At 63.9% G+C, this 17,190-nt stretch carries 19 protein-coding genes; 8 read left to right on the top strand and 11 right to left on the bottom strand.

Annotation, left to right across the window (positions count from 1 at the left end):
• Window position 1: 1 nt before the first annotated feature.
• Window positions 2-946, bottom strand: a complete 945-nt coding sequence (locus tag BLR35_RS02440; protein ID WP_090376844.1) for a phosphorylase family protein — start codon at window positions 944-946, stop codon at window positions 2-4.
• Window positions 947-1,038: 92 nt separating this feature from the next.
• Here BLR35_RS02440 and BLR35_RS02435 point away from each other — a divergent pair, with 92 nt between their 5' ends.
• Window positions 1,039-1,617, top strand: coding sequence for a SprT-like domain-containing protein (locus BLR35_RS02435; protein ID WP_090376841.1), 579 nt, complete (start codon window positions 1,039-1,041; stop codon window positions 1,615-1,617).
• 61 nt (window positions 1,618-1,678) lie between these two features.
• On the opposite strand, the gene BLR35_RS02430 is transcribed toward BLR35_RS02435, so the two are convergent.
• Window positions 1,679-3,013, bottom strand: coding sequence for a PQQ-binding-like beta-propeller repeat protein (locus BLR35_RS02430; protein ID WP_090376837.1), 1,335 nt, complete (start codon window positions 3,011-3,013; stop codon window positions 1,679-1,681).
• Between the two features lie 209 nt (window positions 3,014-3,222).
• Between BLR35_RS02430 and BLR35_RS02425 the strand changes: the two genes are divergently transcribed.
• Together BLR35_RS02425 and BLR35_RS02420 are read left to right on the top strand one after the other, a co-directional pair.
• Window positions 3,223-3,756 (top strand): hypothetical protein, encoded by a 534-nt coding sequence (locus BLR35_RS02425; protein WP_090376834.1) that lies wholly within the window; start codon window positions 3,223-3,225, stop codon window positions 3,754-3,756.
• Window positions 3,753-4,403, top strand: a complete 651-nt coding sequence (locus BLR35_RS02420; protein WP_090376831.1) for an HAD family hydrolase — start codon at window positions 3,753-3,755, stop codon at window positions 4,401-4,403. The genes BLR35_RS02425 and BLR35_RS02420 overlap by 4 nt, the downstream gene beginning before the upstream one ends.
• 84 nt (window positions 4,404-4,487) lie before the next feature.
• Here the strand turns inward: BLR35_RS02420 and BLR35_RS02415 are convergent, their stop codons facing one another.
• From BLR35_RS02415 to BLR35_RS02400, 4 genes are all read right to left on the bottom strand, one after another.
• The gene (locus BLR35_RS02415; RefSeq protein WP_090376829.1) at window positions 4,488-5,111 is read right to left on the bottom strand and encodes a winged helix-turn-helix transcriptional regulator; all 624 of its coding nucleotides are present in this window, start codon (window positions 5,109-5,111) and stop codon (window positions 4,488-4,490) included.
• 178 nt (window positions 5,112-5,289) lie between these two features.
• Entirely contained in the window at window positions 5,290-6,441 is a 1,152-nt protein-coding gene (locus tag BLR35_RS02410; RefSeq protein ID WP_090376826.1) for an SPFH domain-containing protein, read from the bottom strand.
• Between the two features lie 109 nt (window positions 6,442-6,550).
• Window positions 6,551-7,186 (bottom strand): NfeD family protein, encoded by a 636-nt coding sequence (locus tag BLR35_RS02405; RefSeq protein WP_090376823.1) that lies wholly within the window; start codon window positions 7,184-7,186, stop codon window positions 6,551-6,553.
• Between the two features lie 69 nt (window positions 7,187-7,255).
• Window positions 7,256-8,230, bottom strand: a complete 975-nt coding sequence (locus BLR35_RS02400) for a nucleotidyltransferase family protein (RefSeq protein ID WP_090376820.1) — start codon at window positions 8,228-8,230, stop codon at window positions 7,256-7,258.
• 156 nt (window positions 8,231-8,386) lie between these two features.
• On the opposite strand from BLR35_RS02400, the gene BLR35_RS02395 reads away from it, so the two are divergent.
• On the top strand, window positions 8,387-8,677 hold the full coding sequence (locus tag BLR35_RS02395) for a transcriptional regulator (RefSeq protein ID WP_090376817.1): 291 nt from the start codon (window positions 8,387-8,389) through the stop codon (window positions 8,675-8,677).
• A gap of 211 nt (window positions 8,678-8,888) precedes the next feature.
• The gene (locus tag BLR35_RS02390; RefSeq protein ID WP_090376813.1) at window positions 8,889-9,257 is read left to right on the top strand and encodes a DUF7344 domain-containing protein; all 369 of its coding nucleotides are present in this window, start codon (window positions 8,889-8,891) and stop codon (window positions 9,255-9,257) included.
• Between the two features lie 51 nt (window positions 9,258-9,308).
• On the opposite strand, the gene BLR35_RS02385 is transcribed toward BLR35_RS02390, so the two are convergent.
• A complete protein-coding gene (locus BLR35_RS02385; protein WP_090376810.1) occupies window positions 9,309-10,640 on the bottom strand; it encodes a metallophosphoesterase in 1,332 nt (443 codons plus the stop codon).
• Window positions 10,641-10,717: 77 nt separating this feature from the next.
• Window positions 10,718-11,131: a Rieske (2Fe-2S) protein gene (locus BLR35_RS02380; RefSeq protein ID WP_090376807.1), complete on the bottom strand. Its 414-nt coding sequence runs from the start codon at window positions 11,129-11,131 to the stop codon at window positions 10,718-10,720.
• Window positions 11,132-11,235: 104 nt separating this feature from the next.
• Between BLR35_RS02380 and BLR35_RS02375 the strand changes: the two genes are divergently transcribed.
• Window positions 11,236-12,360, top strand: coding sequence for a saccharopine dehydrogenase family protein (locus tag BLR35_RS02375; protein WP_090376804.1), 1,125 nt, complete (start codon window positions 11,236-11,238; stop codon window positions 12,358-12,360).
• A gap of 96 nt (window positions 12,361-12,456) precedes the next feature.
• Here the strand turns inward: BLR35_RS02375 and BLR35_RS02370 are convergent, their stop codons facing one another.
• The 3 genes from BLR35_RS02370 to BLR35_RS02360 all read right to left on the bottom strand — a co-directional run bounded on the left by BLR35_RS02370 (window position 12,457) and on the right by BLR35_RS02360 (window position 16,179).
• Window positions 12,457-13,782: an MATE family efflux transporter gene (locus BLR35_RS02370; protein WP_394328357.1), complete on the bottom strand. Its 1,326-nt coding sequence runs from the start codon at window positions 13,780-13,782 to the stop codon at window positions 12,457-12,459.
• Window positions 13,783-13,942: 160 nt separating this feature from the next.
• Window positions 13,943-14,971, bottom strand: coding sequence for an LLM class flavin-dependent oxidoreductase (locus BLR35_RS02365; protein ID WP_090376798.1), 1,029 nt, complete (start codon window positions 14,969-14,971; stop codon window positions 13,943-13,945).
• Between the two features lie 335 nt (window positions 14,972-15,306).
• The gene (locus BLR35_RS02360; protein ID WP_090376795.1) at window positions 15,307-16,179 is read right to left on the bottom strand and encodes an aminotransferase class IV; all 873 of its coding nucleotides are present in this window, start codon (window positions 16,177-16,179) and stop codon (window positions 15,307-15,309) included.
• 181 nt (window positions 16,180-16,360) lie between these two features.
• Between BLR35_RS02360 and BLR35_RS02355 the strand changes: the two genes are divergently transcribed.
• Both BLR35_RS02355 and BLR35_RS02350 read left to right on the top strand, forming a co-directional pair.
• A complete protein-coding gene (locus BLR35_RS02355; protein WP_090376793.1) occupies window positions 16,361-16,726 on the top strand; it encodes a MarR family transcriptional regulator in 366 nt (121 codons plus the stop codon).
• Window positions 16,727-17,056, top strand: a complete 330-nt coding sequence (locus BLR35_RS02350; RefSeq protein ID WP_090376789.1) for a type II toxin-antitoxin system PemK/MazF family toxin — start codon at window positions 16,727-16,729, stop codon at window positions 17,054-17,056. It begins immediately after the preceding gene.
• Window positions 17,057-17,190: the final 134 nt, after the last annotated feature.

The raw sequence follows: 17,190 nt of genomic DNA, 5'->3' as shown, positions 1-17,190 counted from the left end.
TCTACCCGAACAGTCCGAGCGGATCTTCCGCACGCAGCGCCCCAACTACCGCCGATCCCACGGTCGCTGCGTTCTCGATCGCTAACTCGAGGCTCGCGTCGGTCCCGTCGAAACTTTCCTCCACCGACTCGCCAGGCGCCGGCCGGTCGTAGTTCGCGACGGCACGAATCGACAGGTATCGCTCGAGGGCACCGAATCGCTCGAGTGCCGTCGCCGTGGCCGCGTCTTCCATCTGGGTCGTGACGTAGGGGGCGACGCCGTACTGCTCGCAGAGCCACTCCACCTCGCGTGCGTAACGTGGCCCGTGCCAGAACTCGTCGCCACAGACCGTCGTCCCCGTCCTGACGGCCGGTCCCGAATCGGGGGCGTCCGGATACTGGTTCTGGTAGGCGAGCACGTCGTCGTCCTCGTAAAGCGGGGCCGACTCCGCCACGGCGAGTGCCGAATCGACGAGATCCGACTCGAGGCGGTGGACGTACTCCCGTGGACGATAGGCCAGTCGGTCGATAGGGGGTTCGTCGGTCGCGGACGACGCCTCGCTCGAGTCCGAGCGGTCCCACCGATGTTTCCGATCCCAGTCGACGACGGCGTCGGCGACTACGACCGAACCGAGTGCGGTTTCTGCTGGCGGCGCGCCGGCGATCCCAGTCGAGAGGACGTACGCCGCGGAGAGGTCGACGGCCGAATTCGAAAGCAACGCCGCCACCGTCGTCGCCGCGTCGCTCTTGCCGATTCCGGTCGTCGTGATCGCGATCTCGTCGCTCGTCAGGTAGATCGGGGTGTAACAGCCCGGGACGGTGATCGCGTCGACGACCTCGTGAGACTCGAGCCACGGCCTTCGCTCTGCGAGCGGCGGTTCGGCCACGGCCGGCATCACCAGCACGGACGGCCGGACGGTTTCGCCGCGCTCGAGCGGTCGCGGCTCCGGGACGGAAAGGTCGCTCATACGCGACTCGTGACGGTACGTCGGCAAAGGGACTCCGGAACCGGGCCAGCAAGACCGCAAAAGCTTCGGGCTCCGTCTTCGATCCTCGAGCCGTGAGCAGCGACGCGCCGACGCTTGTCGACGAAATCGTCGCCCGTGCCCGAATCCACGCTCGAGAAGTCGCGAACGGCGACGGCGACTACCACCTTCCGGTCGACCTCGAGAGCCTCGAGTGGGACGTCTCCTCGCGAGCGCGACGTCGCGCCGGCGCGTGCCGGTGGAACGCGGATCGCGAGGTGGCGACGATCGTTCTCGCTCGACGAGCCTACGAACGCTACGACTGGCCGGCGTTTGCCGCGGTCGTCCGTCACGAACTCGTCCACGCCTGGGAGTTCCAGCAGTTCGGCGAGTCCGGCCACGGGAAGCGGTTCCACGAGCGGGCGGCCGAACTCGACGCGCCGCGACACTGCCAGGCGTTTGCCGACCCACGCTATCTCCTCCGGTGTCTCGAGTCGAACTGCGACTGGCGAGCGAGGCGTCATCGCGCCTCGAAACCGGTGAAATCTCCCGACCGGTACCGGTGTGGTGCCTGTGGCGGTTCCTACGAGGCCGAACACGTCGACAGCGGCCGCACGTGGACGACCGCGAGCGGCTACGGCGGGGCGAAAGCGGCACTCGGCGACGAATGGTAGCCACCAACTCGTCCGGCAGAAACGCGGGACGGTCCAGACTCTCCCTGCTCGCGTAATTCGCTTACGTGGACCGTTCCAGCGCGACGATACCGGCGGACGTAGCCACGAGACAATACCCACCTGCAAGCGCAACGGCCTCTATCTCCGATTCGAGGTCAACGACACTTTCCTCCTCACCTGTCTCGAGATCCAGCAACCGCAATTCGTCGGGCGTGGGCACGTACACCACATCGCCACCGACGGCTGGATCAGTATCGGCGGCTGGTTCGCTACCGACGGCCAGTTCGAGCGATCCGTCGACGCTGGTATCGTACGCCCACAACTCGTCTCCCGACGCCGGATCGATGGTGCAAATCGACGCGGTATCGTCCGGAGAGTAGTCGTCGACCGCCAGCAATTCGTCGCCGGTGAACGCGACCGGACGAAGTCGCGCTGGTGCGTACGTTTCCCCGTCCGACGCTATCAGCTCCGGAGTAAACGGTTCGGTCGATTCTGCCGTCCAGTCGACGCTCCCGGAATCGAGATCGAGAGCGAGAAGCAGCCCACTCCACGTGTGTACGAAAACGCGATCGTCGCCGACGACGAACTGGCCCAGAATGCTATCACTGAAATCCTCGTGTTCAATGAAGTGGTCGGAGACGTCGGCTTCCCACCGCTGGTCGCCGGTCGCGGCGTCCAGTCCGAGAAGTCGACCGTCGGTTCCGGCGTGTGTCACGATGGTATCGCCGTCGGAGGCTATCGACCGCGGGTGGTCGGACAGTCTCGATCGCCAGCGTTCCTCGCCGGTGTGGGCGTCGAGAGCGACCAGTTCGTCGCCGTCGGGGACGATCAGTACGCCGGCGTTGTGTGAAACCAGACTGTGAGCGTGGTTCGGTTCGGCCGCCCATCGGTGACTCGCGTCCGCGGTAGCCAGCGCCCGGGTCACGACTCCGTCGCCGTCGTCGACGTCGTCGAACGGGTGAAACAGGGTGTCTCCGCCGATAGCGGGTGAGATGCTTCGTTGCGGAGCCGTAGCCATCGTACGATACTGCCAGCGTTCCTCGCCGGTTAGCAGGTCGTAGGCAGCGAGGGAGGTAACGGAGCCATCTTTGCGAACGACAATGACGACGCCGTTAGCTGCGACGAGCGCGATGGGTTCGTGGAACGACGCCGTCCATCGTTCGGTTACGTCGAAGCCAGGAGATGCCTCGACGGGCACGGCGCGTGTGTGTGCAGCATCGCGGTGCGGAGCGGGCCAGTCGGCCGGCGAAACGTCGAGCGACGTCGGTTCGGGCGAGTCGGCGAAGACACCGGCTCCGAGGCCGTATCCCGCGAGGCCGCCGACGGCGACTGCAGCACCACAAGCGGTCAGTACGCGACGGCGCGTCCACGTCCACGCGTCGTCAGTGGAGGGCATCTGTCGAGGGTTTGTCTAGTGTCTGTATAAATTTTGGCTTCTCCGTCAGTCAGTAGCGGTGGCGTGATGCGATTGGTCCTCACAGAGTCACCTGATTCTTCGCTTTCAGACCAGAAAAAGACCAACAACTACCAGAAAACGATCGTCACCGTCTCGAGTATGCCCCCATCGTCCGAACACTTATTCGAGTCAGCCTGTCTGTTTCAGCTATGGGAATACTCGATCTGATGTTTGGGCGGTCGGGCCCCGGCGAACAGGGAGTCGAGGGCCACTCTTATACCCTCCCAAAAGAGACCCACGACTTCGTCTACCCCGTCGCGGCCCGGCGCCGGGAACTCGAGGCGTTCGACCGACTGATCCAGGCCGAGGCGGACGCGCCGTATCTCGAGGAGAACGCCGACGAACTCCAGGCGGTTTTCGACGACGTCCTGGACGATCACGCAATCGACGCCGACGATCTGGTCGAGCAGAAGCGGTCGACGCGTCTCGCCGCCGAAACCGTCCTCGAGAACTGGCTCGAGACGGTCGACGAGGACGTCGGCGTCGTCTACGCGACGCCGGGAACCGACGAGACGCTCCGGGCGTTCGTCAAACTCTGCAAGCAACGCGCCGACGAACCGGACGACCCCTTCGAGACGCCAGCAGAGATGCCTGACGCAGTCGCGCTGCTACAGCGCGTCGACGAGGCGACCAACGACCAGTATCGAGCCGTCGTTCACACGGATCTCCTTCCCGGAAACTGATGATCGTACTCTTCGATATGGACGGGATCGTCCTCGAGGGGCCACGGACCGATCCGAGCGTCTACGCTAACGCGGCCGACGCCGCACTCGCCGAACTCGGGGCCGATCCGACCGAAACGCAACGAACGGAGCTGCGACACGGCGGCCCCGAGACGGTCGTCGACCGCTGTGAGGAACTCGAGATCGATCCCGACCGGTTCTGGGAGTTGAAAGAGACCTACGCTTCGCGGGGAACCCACGACCGAATTCGATCGGGTGAGCGCGGCCTGTACGACGACGTCGATGTGATCGGCGACCTCTCGAGGCGGACGACGACCGGCCTGGTGAGCAACAACCGCCACGAGACCGTCGAGTTCGTCGCCGACCACCTCGGATTCGAGTTCGACGTCGCCCGTGGCCGCGACCCGACGCTCGAGGGCTATCGTCGCCGGAAACCCGACACCTACTATCTCGACGAGACGCTCTCGAAACTGGACGCGAGCGAGGGGCTCTACGTCGGCGACAAGCCGAAAGACGTCGTCGCGGGCACGGCCGCAGGACTCGAGACTGCGTTCGTTCGACGACCACACAACCGGGACCTCGACCGTCCCGCCGACGCGACGTACGAACTCGAGTCACTCACTGAGTTACTCGAAATTGTCGCGTAACTAGTCCCGTACCAAGCGTCGACTGATGGGGAGAATCGACCGACACTGCTGGATTCGCTCAATCAGTTCAGGCTTTGACCGCCACTACCCTTCGTACTCGAGCAACTGGGCGGCGTTGCCCGCGAGACGAGTCGCACCTTCGCCGAAGGAATCGGCGTACCGGACGACAAGTAACAGGACGGTCTCGGGCCGTTCGACCGCGTAGCCATCCTCCCGGGAGAGCAGCCCTGCGTCCTCGAGTTCGCCTGCATACTTGCTGACCGTCGGCGGCGAGACGTCCAGTCCGTCCGCGAGGTCGCCGGCGGTCGCCTCTGGTGTGGCCAGGAGTTCGATCAACATCCCGCGTGCGGTCTCCCGGCGCAGATAGCCCAGCGCCCGTTTCTCGAACTCGTCGAATCGGCCGGCCGGGACGAATCGCTTGTAATCGCCGTCGCTGTAGCGTTCGATCGCACCGCTTTCCTCGAGACGTCGCAGGTGGTGTTGGGTCTCGCCGGTCCCGAGCTGGAGATCGTCGCGGATCTTCGAGAAGTGTGCGCCGGGCGTCGTCGAGAGGTAGCCAGCGATCGCGTCCCGCGCGTCGCTGTCTCCCGTCTCCTCCGTCGCGGACGCTTTCTCGGAGAGGCCGGCGACTGGAGCAGCGGCACCGAGGGCGGCGAAGCGGCGCAGGGTCGCACGTTTGTCGTCGTCGACCCCGTCAGGCGATGTCATGTCCGTCTACAACCCGAAAGGGGATCCGACGTAAAACAGGTTTCGCTCGACTTCCGTCACTGAACCGTGAAAGTCGTGGTTTTCGACCTGTCTTTGCCGTGGATCTCACTCCGGGCGCTCTCGAGGGTGAAATACGGAAAACGGTCGGTTGTGGACGGTTCGACGATCGGGCCGTCGATCAGTCGTTTTGCGTCTCTTCGGCTGCTGGCTCGGCTTCCTGGAAGTCCTGATCCATCTCCTCGATGACTTCTTCGGGGTCGGAGATGTTCGACGGATCCTGGCCTTCCTTGATCGCCTGGGCCTCCTGTTCCATCGCTTCGACGTCCATCTCGGCTTCCTGGTCGATCTCGCCGATGATTTCGGCGATGTCGTCCAGGCCGATCAGTTCGCGGGTCTCCTCGTCGAAGTCGAGGCTCTCGAGTTGCTCGCCGTCTTCCTTGACGTCGCTGCCCGAGAGGTGTTTGCCGTAGCGACCGACCATCGACGTCAGCTCCTGGGGCATGACGAACGTCGTCGACTCGCTCTGGCCGATATTCTCGAGGGCGTCCATGCCTTTGTCGATGACGGCGCGTTCACCCATCGACTCGGCGGATTTTGCGCGCAGGACGGTCGAAATCGCGTCACCCTGTGCTTCGAGGATCTGGCTCTGCTTTTCACCCTGTGCACGGATGATCTCACTCTGCTTGTCACCTTCTGCCTTCTCGACGGCACTGCGGCGTTCACCCTGTGCCTCGAGAATCATGGCACGACGCTTCCGCTCGGCGGAGGTCTGTTGCTCCATCGCGCGCTGGACGTCCTTCGATGGGTTGACCTCACGGACCTCGACGCTCTCGACGCGGATCCCCCACTCGTCGGTGGGTTCGTCGAGTTCCTTGCGGATCTTCGCGTTGATCTCCTGGCGTTTGTTCAGCGTGTCGTCCAGTTCCATGTCACCCAGCACGGCACGCAGGGTGGTCTGGGCGAGGTTCGAGACGGCCTTCTTGTAGTCGTCGACCTCGAGGAACGCCTTCTTCGCGTCCATCACCTTGATGTAGACGACCGCGTCTGCGGTCACGGGCGAGTTGTCGCGCGTGATCGCTTCCTGCCGGGGGACGTCCAGCGTCTGCGTTCGCATGTCGAACCGGTAGGTGTTCGACACGAACGGCGGGACGAAGTTGATACCCGGCTCGAGGAGTTTACGGTACTCTCCGAAGACGGTCAGGGCTCGTTTCTCGTACGCGTCGACGATCTCGATCGCGCTGAGTAGCGCGGCGAGTACGACGACGAGGACGAGGGCTCCGACGAACAGCAGTGCACCGCCGGTTTGCATGGGGAACAGTTCTACGACCATATCCTGTCTTTATGGCGGTGAAGTGAAAAACGTTCCCTTGTCTGATCGACATGTCCGGCGGACTGTTACTATGTTCGACGTAGTCGTCGATCGACGAGAACGGGCCGGGTTACGTTTCCGATTCGGTCTCGACTTCCGGATCGGTATCGGTTCCGCTCGCGGAGCGACTGTCACTCGGATTCGTGGATTCGTCGGACTCGAGTCCTTCTGGCTCCGTCTCGGCCTCCTGGGACTGTTCCTGTGCCCGGGCCAGCGCCCGGTCGATTTCGTCCTCCCCGATAGCGCCCATCGATTCGACCGTGAGGACGTTTCCGCCGCCGGGGTCGAGGACGATGATTTCCTCGCCTTCTTCGATCGTTCCGCTGGTCGTCCGCGCGCTGTAGTACGGTGCAAAGCCGCCTTCGTCGAGTTTCACTTCGCCGTCGCGAGTCGTGATCTCCTTGGTGGCGTAGCCGGTCACACCGGCAAGCGATCCCGAATCGGAAGTCTGTGCCGTCCCTTTGCCGCCGTAGAAGTCGAACTCGTTGTAGACGTACGCTGCAGCGAGTCCGATCCCCAGCGTCAGCATCGATAGGATGAGTACGTCGGCCAGGGGTGGGAAGAGTACGCCGAGCAGCCCTGCGCCGACGAGCGCGACGCCGATGACGATGAGGTGGGCACCGGGCGAGAGGGCTTCCAGCGCCATCAGTACGAGCCCCACCGACAGGAGCAAGAGCGGCACGTTCCCCAAGAGGACCTCGAGCATATCTATGGCTAAGGGCTCAGCCCGATTAAATGTTTACCGCCGAATTCCGGTTCGGATAGAGCGGGCGGGTTACTCCGACGGGCCGTTCCGGATCGTCGTGTGCGCACCGATCAACGCGCCCGCGAGATCCAGGTTCTCGAGGTGGGTCCCCTGGTCGATGATCGACCGGCGAATGTCGCCGTTCTGGACCGTCGCGTCCGGGAACACCACCGCGTGCTCGAGGTGCGTGTCCTCGAGCGTGACGTCGTCCATCACGTGGACGTTGTCGCCGATCGTCGCGTTTTCGAGGGTCGCTGATTCCGCAACCAGCGAGTCGCCGGCGAGGTGCCAGGCGACGGCGTCGAGGTAGCTCTCCGGCGTTCCGATGTCGAACCACGCACCCTCGAACGTGTAGGCGTACGTCGGCTCGCGGTTCTGGAGCCACTGGACGAACCAGCCTGGTTCGTCGGGGTTGTTCCCCTCCTCGAGGTAGGTCGGCAGCAAGGAGAGGGCGTCTTCGGGGAACGCGTAGCAGGCGATCGAGACGAGCGTACTCTTGGGATCGTCGGGTTTCTCCTGAAAGTCGACGACGCGGTCATCTTCGAGTTCGACCAGGCCGTAGGATTTGGCTTTGTCCCGGGAGCCGACGTCGTAGGCGGCGAGCGTCGGGGCGTCCTGTTGCTGGAAGTAATCGAGAAAGTCGGCGACGTCGAAACTGATCAGGTTGTCGCCGGCGATGACCAGCAGGTCGTCGTCGATTCCCTCGCGGTCGATCAACTGGGCGAGCGCACCAACGACGCCGAACTTGTCGTCTTCCTCAGTCGTCTCCTCGACCGAGAGCTGTGGTTTCTCGAACTCGCTTTCCGCGAGGTGAGCCTCGAAGTCGGCCGCGAACCGCTCGTTGGTGCTGACGTAGACGTCGTCGACCCGATCGTCTGCCTCGAGTTCCGCGAAGATGCGATCGACGACCGTCGAGTCGCCGATCGGGAGGAACATCTTTGGCCGATGTTTCGTGATCGGCCACATGCGGGTCGCGTATCCGCCCGCGAGAACGACGGCTTTCATGCCCTCGGATTCGACGGACGGATGTAAGTCACTTACCCTTTCACCGGTGTTGTCAGAAATGTACCATTTCCAGTTCGCCGATATTGGAAGCGGGCGAACGGAACTCGTCTTGCATCCGATGATATAAACGACCGAACGCCGTACCGACCGGCCAGCATGCGCGAGGCCGATCGAACGACCCGACAGCGACTCGCCGACGCGTTACGCGCCGAGCCAGCGACGCCGAGCGAACTCGCGAACCAGCTAGATCTGACGCCCCACGCGGTCGTCGGCCACGTCGAACACGTCTCCCGATCCGTCGACGGCACGGACGAACAGTTGCTCGTCGCGCCGCCGACCTGTCGCGACTGCGGGTTCGACGACTTCGACGACCTGGTGAACCTCCCGTCGCGATGCCCCTCCTGCAAGAGCGAGTCGGTGACCGAGCCGACGTTTACGATCGAATAGCCCGTCGTATCCGATTCGAAAACCGTCAGTTCGTCGGGACCGTCACGGACGCAGATAACGTGGATCAGTTCCGACACGCCTATTTAGCCGGCAGGCATGAACCCGGTACGAACGCGACCTCCTCGAGTCGTGCGAGACCGGCCGTCCCGCCGATTCCACTCTCAGCGGCGTCCGTTACATCGCATCGGGGAGAAGGAGGCCATCGATACGAATGACTGCTACGTCTAACTCCGAGTTCGACCGTTCGGAATTCGTGCTCGCAGTTCTCGAGTGGCTCGAGGACCACGAGCGCGACGTCCCGACCGAGACGGTCGACCAGGCGTTCGACGTGCTCGCGAGCGAACGACGACGGCTGTTCCTGAACGTGATGCGGTGTTACGGCGAGTCGATCACGCTTCCCGACGCGGCCGAAGAGGTCGCCGTCCGGGAAACCGGTGACTCGGTTCAGGAGCTGTCGGCCGAACACGTCGCCGACGTCTACATCTCGCTGTATCACGATCACCTGCCGCGACTCGTCGGGACGGGACTGGTCGAGTACGATCAGGAACGAGACCTCGTTTCACCCGTTCAAATTCAGTAACACCGGGATTCGTTCGAACTCCGCGACGATACGTGTCGCTCTCGAGTACGATCAGTTCTCGTCGGCCGGCGGGTCCGACACCGTGTCGGGGACGACCGAGCGATCGGGGAGACTCGAAACGGGTTCCCGGCCCAGCGTGAGCAGCCGTTCGGTACGACTGATTTCCATCCTGCTTGGATCTGACTTTTCGATCTCCTCGTACTCGACTGCCACCCCGTCCGTCTCGGCGCTAATTCTGACGACACACAGCTGATACGACGGGTAAAATACCGGTGGGAGCACTCCCGTGACGACGTTCCGACGGTGAAGGCGTTTCAGCCACGTCCCGGTATTGACGAGCAACCGTCCGTCGACCTCGATCACCTTCGGTCGGTGGGTATGGCCGTAACAGAAAATCGCCGTCTCCGGCCGATCGTCGAACACCGCTCGAGCAGCCTCCTCGTAGGGTTCGTCCGGATCGACTGTGAGGTCGGTCTCGAGGACACCGAATCGGTCGACGGTCTGCCCGAAATCCCGCAGCAGGAAGTAGACGGGAATGCCCGTAAGGAGAAGGATACCAGCGATCGCCGCGTTAGCGACCAGCAGGAAGTGAACCGCCTCACCCACGAGACCCAACTGATCGAGAACCGCATCCGTCGTCTCGACTGGCATCGTCCAGATACCGGCGACGTCCAGCCCCGCCAGCACTGCGAGGACGACACTGACGTTGAACAGCAGCAGAAACGGGAGTACGGCGTACCGCAAGAGCGGATTCATCTCACGATAGAAGTACTTCGAGAGGAGCCAGCGTGGGACTCGCTCCGTCGGCGTGACTGCCTGGACGTCTTTCAACCAGTTGTACCGCCCTCGTTCGGAGAGCCGACCTGCTCGACTCGTTACGAGCGTGTTGTAGTAGTAACCGAGTGGCGTCTCGCGCTGGTTGCCGAAGTCCTCGAATCGGTTGTTCGGATCCTGCTGGTGGCCGTGTTCGAAGTGTATCTCCCGGTCGCCGACCGGACGGGTGATCGACTCGGCCTGGACGAGGTCGACGTTGTACTCGGCGAGACGGTCGACGTACTCGTCGTACGCAGCGAGTTCGTGATCGTGATTGCCGGGCAACATCGTGATCGGAACCGACTCACCGGTCGCACGCAACTGCTCGAACAACTCGGGATAGCGCTCGGTCAGGACGTCGAACTTCGCCAGGCCGTCGACTTCCGTAAACTCCCACAGCCCGAACGCGTCGCCGTTGACGAGTAACTCTACGTCTTCGTCAGTCGTCTCCAGTCGCTCGAGAAACGCGATCAACTCCTCGAGGAAATCGACCGCTGCCAGTTGCTCGTCGCCGCCGATGTGGAGGTCGCTGATGACGTAGTAGACCCGGCCGTCGGCATCGTCAGCCATAGTGTCACACGTCCGACGCCGACACGTATATTGGTGGTCCTGGCAATCGCGAAACAGTTCGCGCTCGAGCGTGCCGACTAGAACTCGACGTTCGACGTCGAGGTCAGATCGCCGTCGTCTTCGATCGGTCCGGTGTCGACGAACTCGTAGGCGTCGTCGGTCAGGTAGACGTCACCGTCGTCGACGGTCACCTCGAGTTCGGGCAGCGTCGCGCCCTCGCAGGGGCCGTACGTACAGATCCCGGAGTCGGCCTCGAAGTACGCGCCGTGGTTCTCACAGACGAGTTCCCCGTTTCGCATCGCCGCGCCCGATCCTTTGTCGAGTTTGATGTGGGTGAAATGCTGGCAGTAGTTGAGCCAGCAGGCGACGTCCTCGCCCGCACGAACGAGAATCGCCTCCCGCACCTCGTCGTCCCCGTTTCGAACCCGAAACAGGAACGTCGACTCCGCCGGCACCCGCTCGAGCGTCGCGATCCGTGGCTCGGTCTCCATCGGTCCTCCGTTTTCAGTCCGGTTTGGTGAACGTTACGACTCGCTATCACTCGGCAGCCGACCGTCTGACGGAGTTTTAACACCGCCAGGTGGCAACGAAACGTATGGACTCCCTGCTCATCTACGGCTCGTACGGCTACACTGGAAGCCGGATCGCCGCGGAAGCCGTCTCTCGGGGCTGGTCGCCGATCGTCGCCGGCCGCGACCGGGAGAAAGTCACTCGCCAGGCCAACACGCTCGGAGTCGACGGACGGGCGTTCGACCTGGCCGAACACGCAGGGGATGGGGCGCGGTCGGCTCTCACCGACCATCTCGAGGACGCTGGGGCCGTCCTCAACTGCGCGGGACCGTTCGTCGACACCGCAGAACCGCTGGTCGAGGCCTGTCTCGAGACGGGAACGGACTACCTCGACGTCACCGGCGAGTTCTCGGTGTTCGAACGGCTTCGCCAGCGGGATCACCTCGCGCGCGACGCCGACGTGACGGTGTTGCCCGGCGTCGGATTCGACGTCGTCCCGACGGACTGTCTGGCGGCGTTTCTCGCCGAACTGCTCCCGGGAGCCGACCGGCTCACGCTCGGAATCAAGAGCCGGAGTTCGCTCTCGCGGGGCACTGCACGCACTGTCCTCGAGGGGCTAGGCGACGGCAACGTAATCCGTCGGAACGGACGACTCCTGAAGATTCCACTGGCCTTTCGAACCCGAAAGATCGACTTCGGGGACGGTCCCGAACACGCCGTCACGGTCCCCTTCGGTGACGTCGTCACCGCGGCCTACAGTACTGGGATCGGATCGGTCGAGGTCTACACCGCCGCGCCCCCGTGGGCGACGACGGCGATGTCGGCCCTCGATTCGCTCGGCCCACTGATCGCGACGGAACCGGTGAAACGCACACTCGAGCAAGCGATAGACGCAGTTGCCGACGGGCCGGACGACCGAGAACTGGCGACCGACTCGGCTGTCGTCTGGGGCGAGGTCGAAGACGGTGCCGGCCGGCACGCACAGGCACGTCTCGAGACGCCGAATCCGTACGCCCTGACGGTCGAAACGGCACTCGCCGCGAGCGAGCGCGTGCTCGAGGGAGCCGTCGACGACGGGTTCCAGACCCCAGCGACCGCGTTCGGCAGCGACTTCGTCCTCGAGTTCGACGGAACTCGTCGCGAGGTGCTCGAGGCGCCGGACCTCGAGGATTCAGAGCGAACGCACTCGCGGATTCCGTCGGATGACTGATGCGGTAGCCCGTCTCATACGGTTTACTGTAGTCCGTTACCACCGATTGCCAGAACGGGGTTGGCAATCGGCGGTAAATAGTTACAGCAATCCGTCTCAGTCCTCGCCCGTCGTACTCCCGCGTTCGTCCATCATCGACTGCGTGCGCTCGATCCAGGCGCCACGATAGAAGCCGACGGTGACGTAGACCGTCGCCCACAGGTAGTAGACGATAATCGAGGCGTAGATAGCTGGGACGCCGTAGCCGAGGACGATTCCGCCGACGTAGGAGACGCCGAGCATTCCGAAGAACATCCCTGTGATTCTGGCGATAAACGGCGTCTTCGTATCACTGCCGCTCGTGAGCGCACCCGCGAGGACGACGTAGAGCACGGTCACCGGCGCGGCGAGCGCGTAGGCCGCAGCGAAGCCGGCCGCGTAGAACCGCGTCTCCGGATCGTCGGTGAAGAGGTCGACGAACCACTCGGCACCGAAGAAGAGAACGACGCCGAGCGAGCCGACCGTCAAAACGCCGAGCGCCGCGGCCGCCCAGCCGTTGTACCGTGCTCTGGCGGGATCGCCCTCGCCGAGCGTCTGGCCGACGACGATGCTCGTCCCCGTCCGGTACCCCCGCGACAGCGGCGACGTGATCTGCTGGTAGACGCGTCTGCCGATCTGGTAGGCGGCGTTGACGTCCGTCCCGAAGTACAGCAGGATCGAGTTGAACGGGAACTCGAGGACGGTCGTCACCAGGCCCTCGGCGATCCGTGGGGCGCTGATCGCGAGCAGTTGCCGGGTGATCGTCCACTGGGTTGGCCGGACGAAGCCGGCTGGCGTCCACGAGCCGTATATCGCTGCGACGAGCGCGAGCGCGGAGAAGACGTTGCCGACGGCGGTCGCGATGCCGACGCCGACGATGTGCAGGTAGGGGAAGGGGCCGAGCCCGAGCCCCAGAACGACCGTTCCGACGACGTTGAGCGCGTTCGAGACGCCGTTGACGTACATCGGGGTGCGGGTGTCGCCGGCACCCTGAATCGACCGTGCAGCCACGAGCGCGACGTGGCGTGCGGGCGTCGTCGCAAAGATGATCGCGAGATAGATCCCACCCATCTGGGCGACTTCCGACTCGGGAGTGAGCTCCGGCCCGATGATGGCGATAGCCCACTGTCCGAGGAAATACCCGAAAACGATGAAGGGGATGCCGGCGACGGCACCGAGCAGTATCGCCTGCGTGATCGCCTCGTCCCGGTTTGCCGTCGCACCGCTGCCAGTGTCCTGACTCGAGAGCGCGATGACGCCGCTGCCGAGGCCGAGGCCGATCCGCAGCGGGAGTCGCGCGTAGAGGTCCGCGAGTCCGACGGCTGCCACCGCCGCAGGAGAGAACAGACCGGTGACGGCGACGTCGGTCGTCCGCATCAGCGTCCGGAGGAACTGCTCGACCATCACCGGCCAGGAGAGATCGAGCACGCGCCGCCAGACGTCGACGAGCCGTCGGCGTCCGAGAGACCGCACGGCGTAACACTCGAATCGTCCGCCGCTTGAACCTGTTGGAGGCGGCATTCGAGACGTCCCCCGTACGCGGCGGCCCCGGAACCGAGCGGCGTTATGCTGAGGAGAGGTCGACGCCCTCGGCCAGCAGTTCGTGGGATCGAAGCGCGTCGTCGTGGTCGGCGAGTACGTGCTGGATCATCACCTCGTTCACGCCGACGCGATCGGCGAGTTGCTCGAGCAGGCCAGCGAGGGTTGCGGGGCTTCCGGAAATCGCCCGCGGCCACTCGCCGGCCTCGAGCGTGGCCGGCGTCGGTTCCGGGACACCACCGAGTTCGTCGATGGCCTCCTCGACCGAGGGCGTCGTTCCGACGACGCCACGCCGCATCCGCGCGAACGACGCCTCGGCGACCGCACGCTGGCGTGCCGCCTCCTCGTCGGTTTCGGCGCAGACGGCGTTTACCGCGACCAGTCCCTCCGGTTCGTCGATGCCACCGGCGAGGGCCGACGGCTCGAAGTGCTCGCGGTACGCCTCGAACGACTGTGTGGCCAACTGTGGGCGGATGAACGCTGCAAAACAGTAGCGAAGACCGAGCTGTCCCGCAATCTTCGCACTCGAGGGGCTCGAGCCCAGTACCCACGGTACGGGTGGCTCCGCGCTCGAGCGTGCGATCTCGAGGTCGGTGTAGGCGTGTCCAGCCGGAAAGTCGTCGTAGAGGTGGTTGACGACGGCTTCGATCTTCTCGGCGTGGTCCTGGTCGGGGTTCTGGACGCGACGGGACGTTCCGAGGGCCTGATCCGCGGCCGGCGAGCCGTTCGCTCGTCCGAGGCCCGCGTCGATGCGACCCGGCGCGAGCGCGTCGAGCGCGCCGAACGCTTCGGCGACCTTGAACGGGCTGTAGTGGTTGAGCAACACGGCTCCCGATCCGAGCCGGATCGAGTCCGTTTCGGCGGCGAGATGCCCGAGCAACACTTCGGGTGTCGTGCCCGCGATGTTGTTCGCCATGCCGTGGTGTTCGGCCACCCAGAACCGTTCGAATCCGAGGCGTTCGGCCTGTTGAGCGGCTTCGACTGTGTTTTCGTACGCTTCCGTCGCAGTGCCGTCGTCGGGAACCGGAGAGAGGTCGACAGCAGAGAGTTTCATACCCCTACTCGGGAACTGCGAGAAATAACGGTTCGGCTAGCGGAACGTAGCTGGTTCGTCGAGCGTACGGTGGCGCGCGCTGGCGACTGGCCGAGTATCTACGAGGCCAGTCGACGAAGCTGCGCGAGGTCTTCACGAGCGAAGCGAGTGAAGGCTTGTCAGAGCTTGCTCTGACAGTGGATGAGTGAGGGAACGGAGTGACCGAACGAATCGGCTGGGGAGGACGTGGCTACTCCCCGTTGCCACGGTAGCAGAACACTTCTTCGTATTATCGTCTCTGACGAGTAGACTATACCATCTTCAGCGAGTACACGCCCGAGAACGAACTCCTCCCTCTACCCGTAACAGCGCTCCTCGACGCGCTCGTCGTACAGCCTCGAGAGGCGATCCGTCACTGGCCCACCACCGATCGCTCGCCCGTCGACCCCCGCGACCGGCCGCAGTCCCCACGTTCGGTTCGTCAGGAACGCCTCGTCTGCCGCGAGGATGTCCTCGAGGTCGTACGTTCCTTCTCGAGTCGGAATTTCGGCTTCGTCGGCGAGTTCGAGGACGACCTCTCGCGTAATTCCGGGCAGGACGGGACCGTCGGTCGAGGGAGTATGCAGGACGTCGTCACGAACGAAAAACAGGTTGCTCGTCGTCCCCTCGGCGGCGTGGCCGTCCGCGTCTAACAGGAGCGCCTCGTCGACCTCACTCGAGAGTTCCGTCCGCGCCAGGATGCCGTTCAGGTAGTTGTGTGTCTTCGCGCTCGCGGGCAGGGCTGCGTCGGGAATCTTGCGCGTCTCGACGGTCTCGAGCGTCGCTGGCTCGTCCCAGACGGGGGCGCCCTCGAGGCCGCCACGCGGGAGCGGTTTCACGTAGATCACGACCGTGGGATCGACCTCGGGCTGGGGGGTCAGCTTTCCGGGCTGGACGCCGCGCGTGATCGAGAGGCGGACGTAGGCATCCGCGAGGTCGTTGGCCGCGAGCGTCTCGTCGATCCGCTCCCGGAGGTCCGCTGGCGAGAGGCCGTGCTCGAGCGACAGGGTGTCGCAGGTGGCCTCGAGGCGCTCGACGTGGCGCTCCCACTCGAAGACCGTCCCGCCGTAGGCCCGCAGTGTCTCGAAGGCGGCGTCGCCGTACCGGAAGCCGCGGTCGTCGACGCTGACGGTCGCCTCGCTTGCGGGGACGAGGTCACCGTCGACGTGGTAGATGAGGTCGTCGGTCATTGGGTACTCGAGTTGAGTTCGTCTCGTCGTGGTACTCGGAGTACTATGAATCCGACTGTCCGGTCCTCGCGAACACGTATCGGCCACGGTATCCACGGCTCTGGCAATACACCAGCAAGGAGGGACCGCATCACTGGATCGGTGCGTTACAGCTATTACATTTTATTACATAGTGTCGGATGTGCCCATCGACATCGAACGGTTCGAGGCGGACCCGGTGGAGGAACTTCGGGCGAACGGACGGACAAACGCGGAGGAAATCCTCTCATTCCTCGCGTCGTCGCCCGACAAGGCGTTCACACCGAAGGAGATCCACGAATCGACCGACGTCGCACGCGGTAGCGTCGGCGTCGTCCTGTCGCGGTTAGAAGACCGGGAACTCGTCCGCCACCGCGGCGAGTACTGGGCGATCGCCGACGACGAGGACGTCGAGAAGACACTCAGTGCGATGGCAACCGCTCGAGCGGCTACCGATCGACTCGGCTCTGAGGATCCCGACGAGTGGGGGCCCGGCGTGGAGACGGACGATGACGATCGAGACGAATAGATGACCGACATACAAGGAGAAGTCTGGTGGGGTCCAGCACCGCACAAATCCGACGGCGCGTATCGTCCGTGGCTCGTCGTCAGCGATAGCTCACATCCGTTTTCGGCCGACGAGTGTATCGTCGTCGCGATGACGACCCAGAACCACCCCGATGGAATCCCCGTTCCCGACGAAGCGTGGACTCGAGGCGGGTCAAACAAAGAGGCATACGTGTCTCCGTGGTACGTAACGACGATCAAACACCGCGATCTCGACAACCAGCAAGGGGAGCTCGCGGATGCACTCGTTGCAGAGGCTATCGAAGCCCTGCACGGCTACACGTCACTGTGACGAACATCGACGTACTCGTTCTCTGAAGGGGCATCTCGTCCTTGGCAGTCGGGAATCTCTGCGGAGACCGTCGAGGACAGTTCGAACGAAATTACGAGACGATATCCCAGAAAAACTTCCGCGGAGAGCCAGTT

It is taken from the genome of Natronobacterium texcoconense (assembly GCF_900104065.1).
GTDB lineage: Archaea > Halobacteriota > Halobacteria > Halobacteriales > Natrialbaceae > Natronobacterium > Natronobacterium texcoconense.
The sequence above is the reverse complement of the archived record's forward strand: the minus strand, read 5'-3'. Positions and strand labels throughout refer to the sequence as shown.

Bases quoted from the DNA above. Each gene is read 5' to 3' on its own strand.
- BLR35_RS02405 (WP_090376823.1), bottom strand. From the start codon at position 7,186: ATGCTCGAGGTCCTCTTGGGGAACGTGCCGCTCTTGCTCCTGTCGGTG.
- BLR35_RS02430 (WP_090376837.1), bottom strand. From the start codon at position 3,013: ATGCCCTCCACTGACGACGCGTGGACGTGGACGCGCCGTCGCGTACTG.
- BLR35_RS02385 (WP_090376810.1), bottom strand. From the start codon at position 10,640: ATGGCTGACGATGCCGACGGCCGGGTCTACTACGTCATCAGCGACCTC.
- BLR35_RS02440 (WP_090376844.1), bottom strand. From the start codon at position 946: ATGAGCGACCTTTCCGTCCCGGAGCCGCGACCGCTCGAGCGCGGCGAA.
- BLR35_RS02350 (WP_090376789.1), top strand. From the start codon at position 16,727: ATGACCGACATACAAGGAGAAGTCTGGTGGGGTCCAGCACCGCACAAA.
- BLR35_RS02395 (WP_090376817.1), top strand. From the start codon at position 8,387: ATGCGCGAGGCCGATCGAACGACCCGACAGCGACTCGCCGACGCGTTA.
- BLR35_RS02410 (WP_090376826.1), bottom strand. From the start codon at position 6,441: ATGGTCGTAGAACTGTTCCCCATGCAAACCGGCGGTGCACTGCTGTTC.
- BLR35_RS02370 (WP_394328357.1), bottom strand. From the start codon at position 13,782: ATGGTCGAGCAGTTCCTCCGGACGCTGATGCGGACGACCGACGTCGCC.
- BLR35_RS02375 (WP_090376804.1), top strand. From the start codon at position 11,236: ATGGACTCCCTGCTCATCTACGGCTCGTACGGCTACACTGGAAGCCGG.
- BLR35_RS02425 (WP_090376834.1), top strand. From the start codon at position 3,223: ATGGGAATACTCGATCTGATGTTTGGGCGGTCGGGCCCCGGCGAACAG.
- BLR35_RS02415 (WP_090376829.1), bottom strand. From the start codon at position 5,111: ATGACATCGCCTGACGGGGTCGACGACGACAAACGTGCGACCCTGCGC.
- BLR35_RS02360 (WP_090376795.1), bottom strand. From the start codon at position 16,179: ATGACCGACGACCTCATCTACCACGTCGACGGTGACCTCGTCCCCGCA.
- BLR35_RS02380 (WP_090376807.1), bottom strand. From the start codon at position 11,131: ATGGAGACCGAGCCACGGATCGCGACGCTCGAGCGGGTGCCGGCGGAG.
- BLR35_RS02390 (WP_090376813.1), top strand. From the start codon at position 8,889: ATGACTGCTACGTCTAACTCCGAGTTCGACCGTTCGGAATTCGTGCTC.
- BLR35_RS02400 (WP_090376820.1), bottom strand. From the start codon at position 8,230: ATGAAAGCCGTCGTTCTCGCGGGCGGATACGCGACCCGCATGTGGCCG.
- BLR35_RS02365 (WP_090376798.1), bottom strand. From the start codon at position 14,971: ATGAAACTCTCTGCTGTCGACCTCTCTCCGGTTCCCGACGACGGCACT.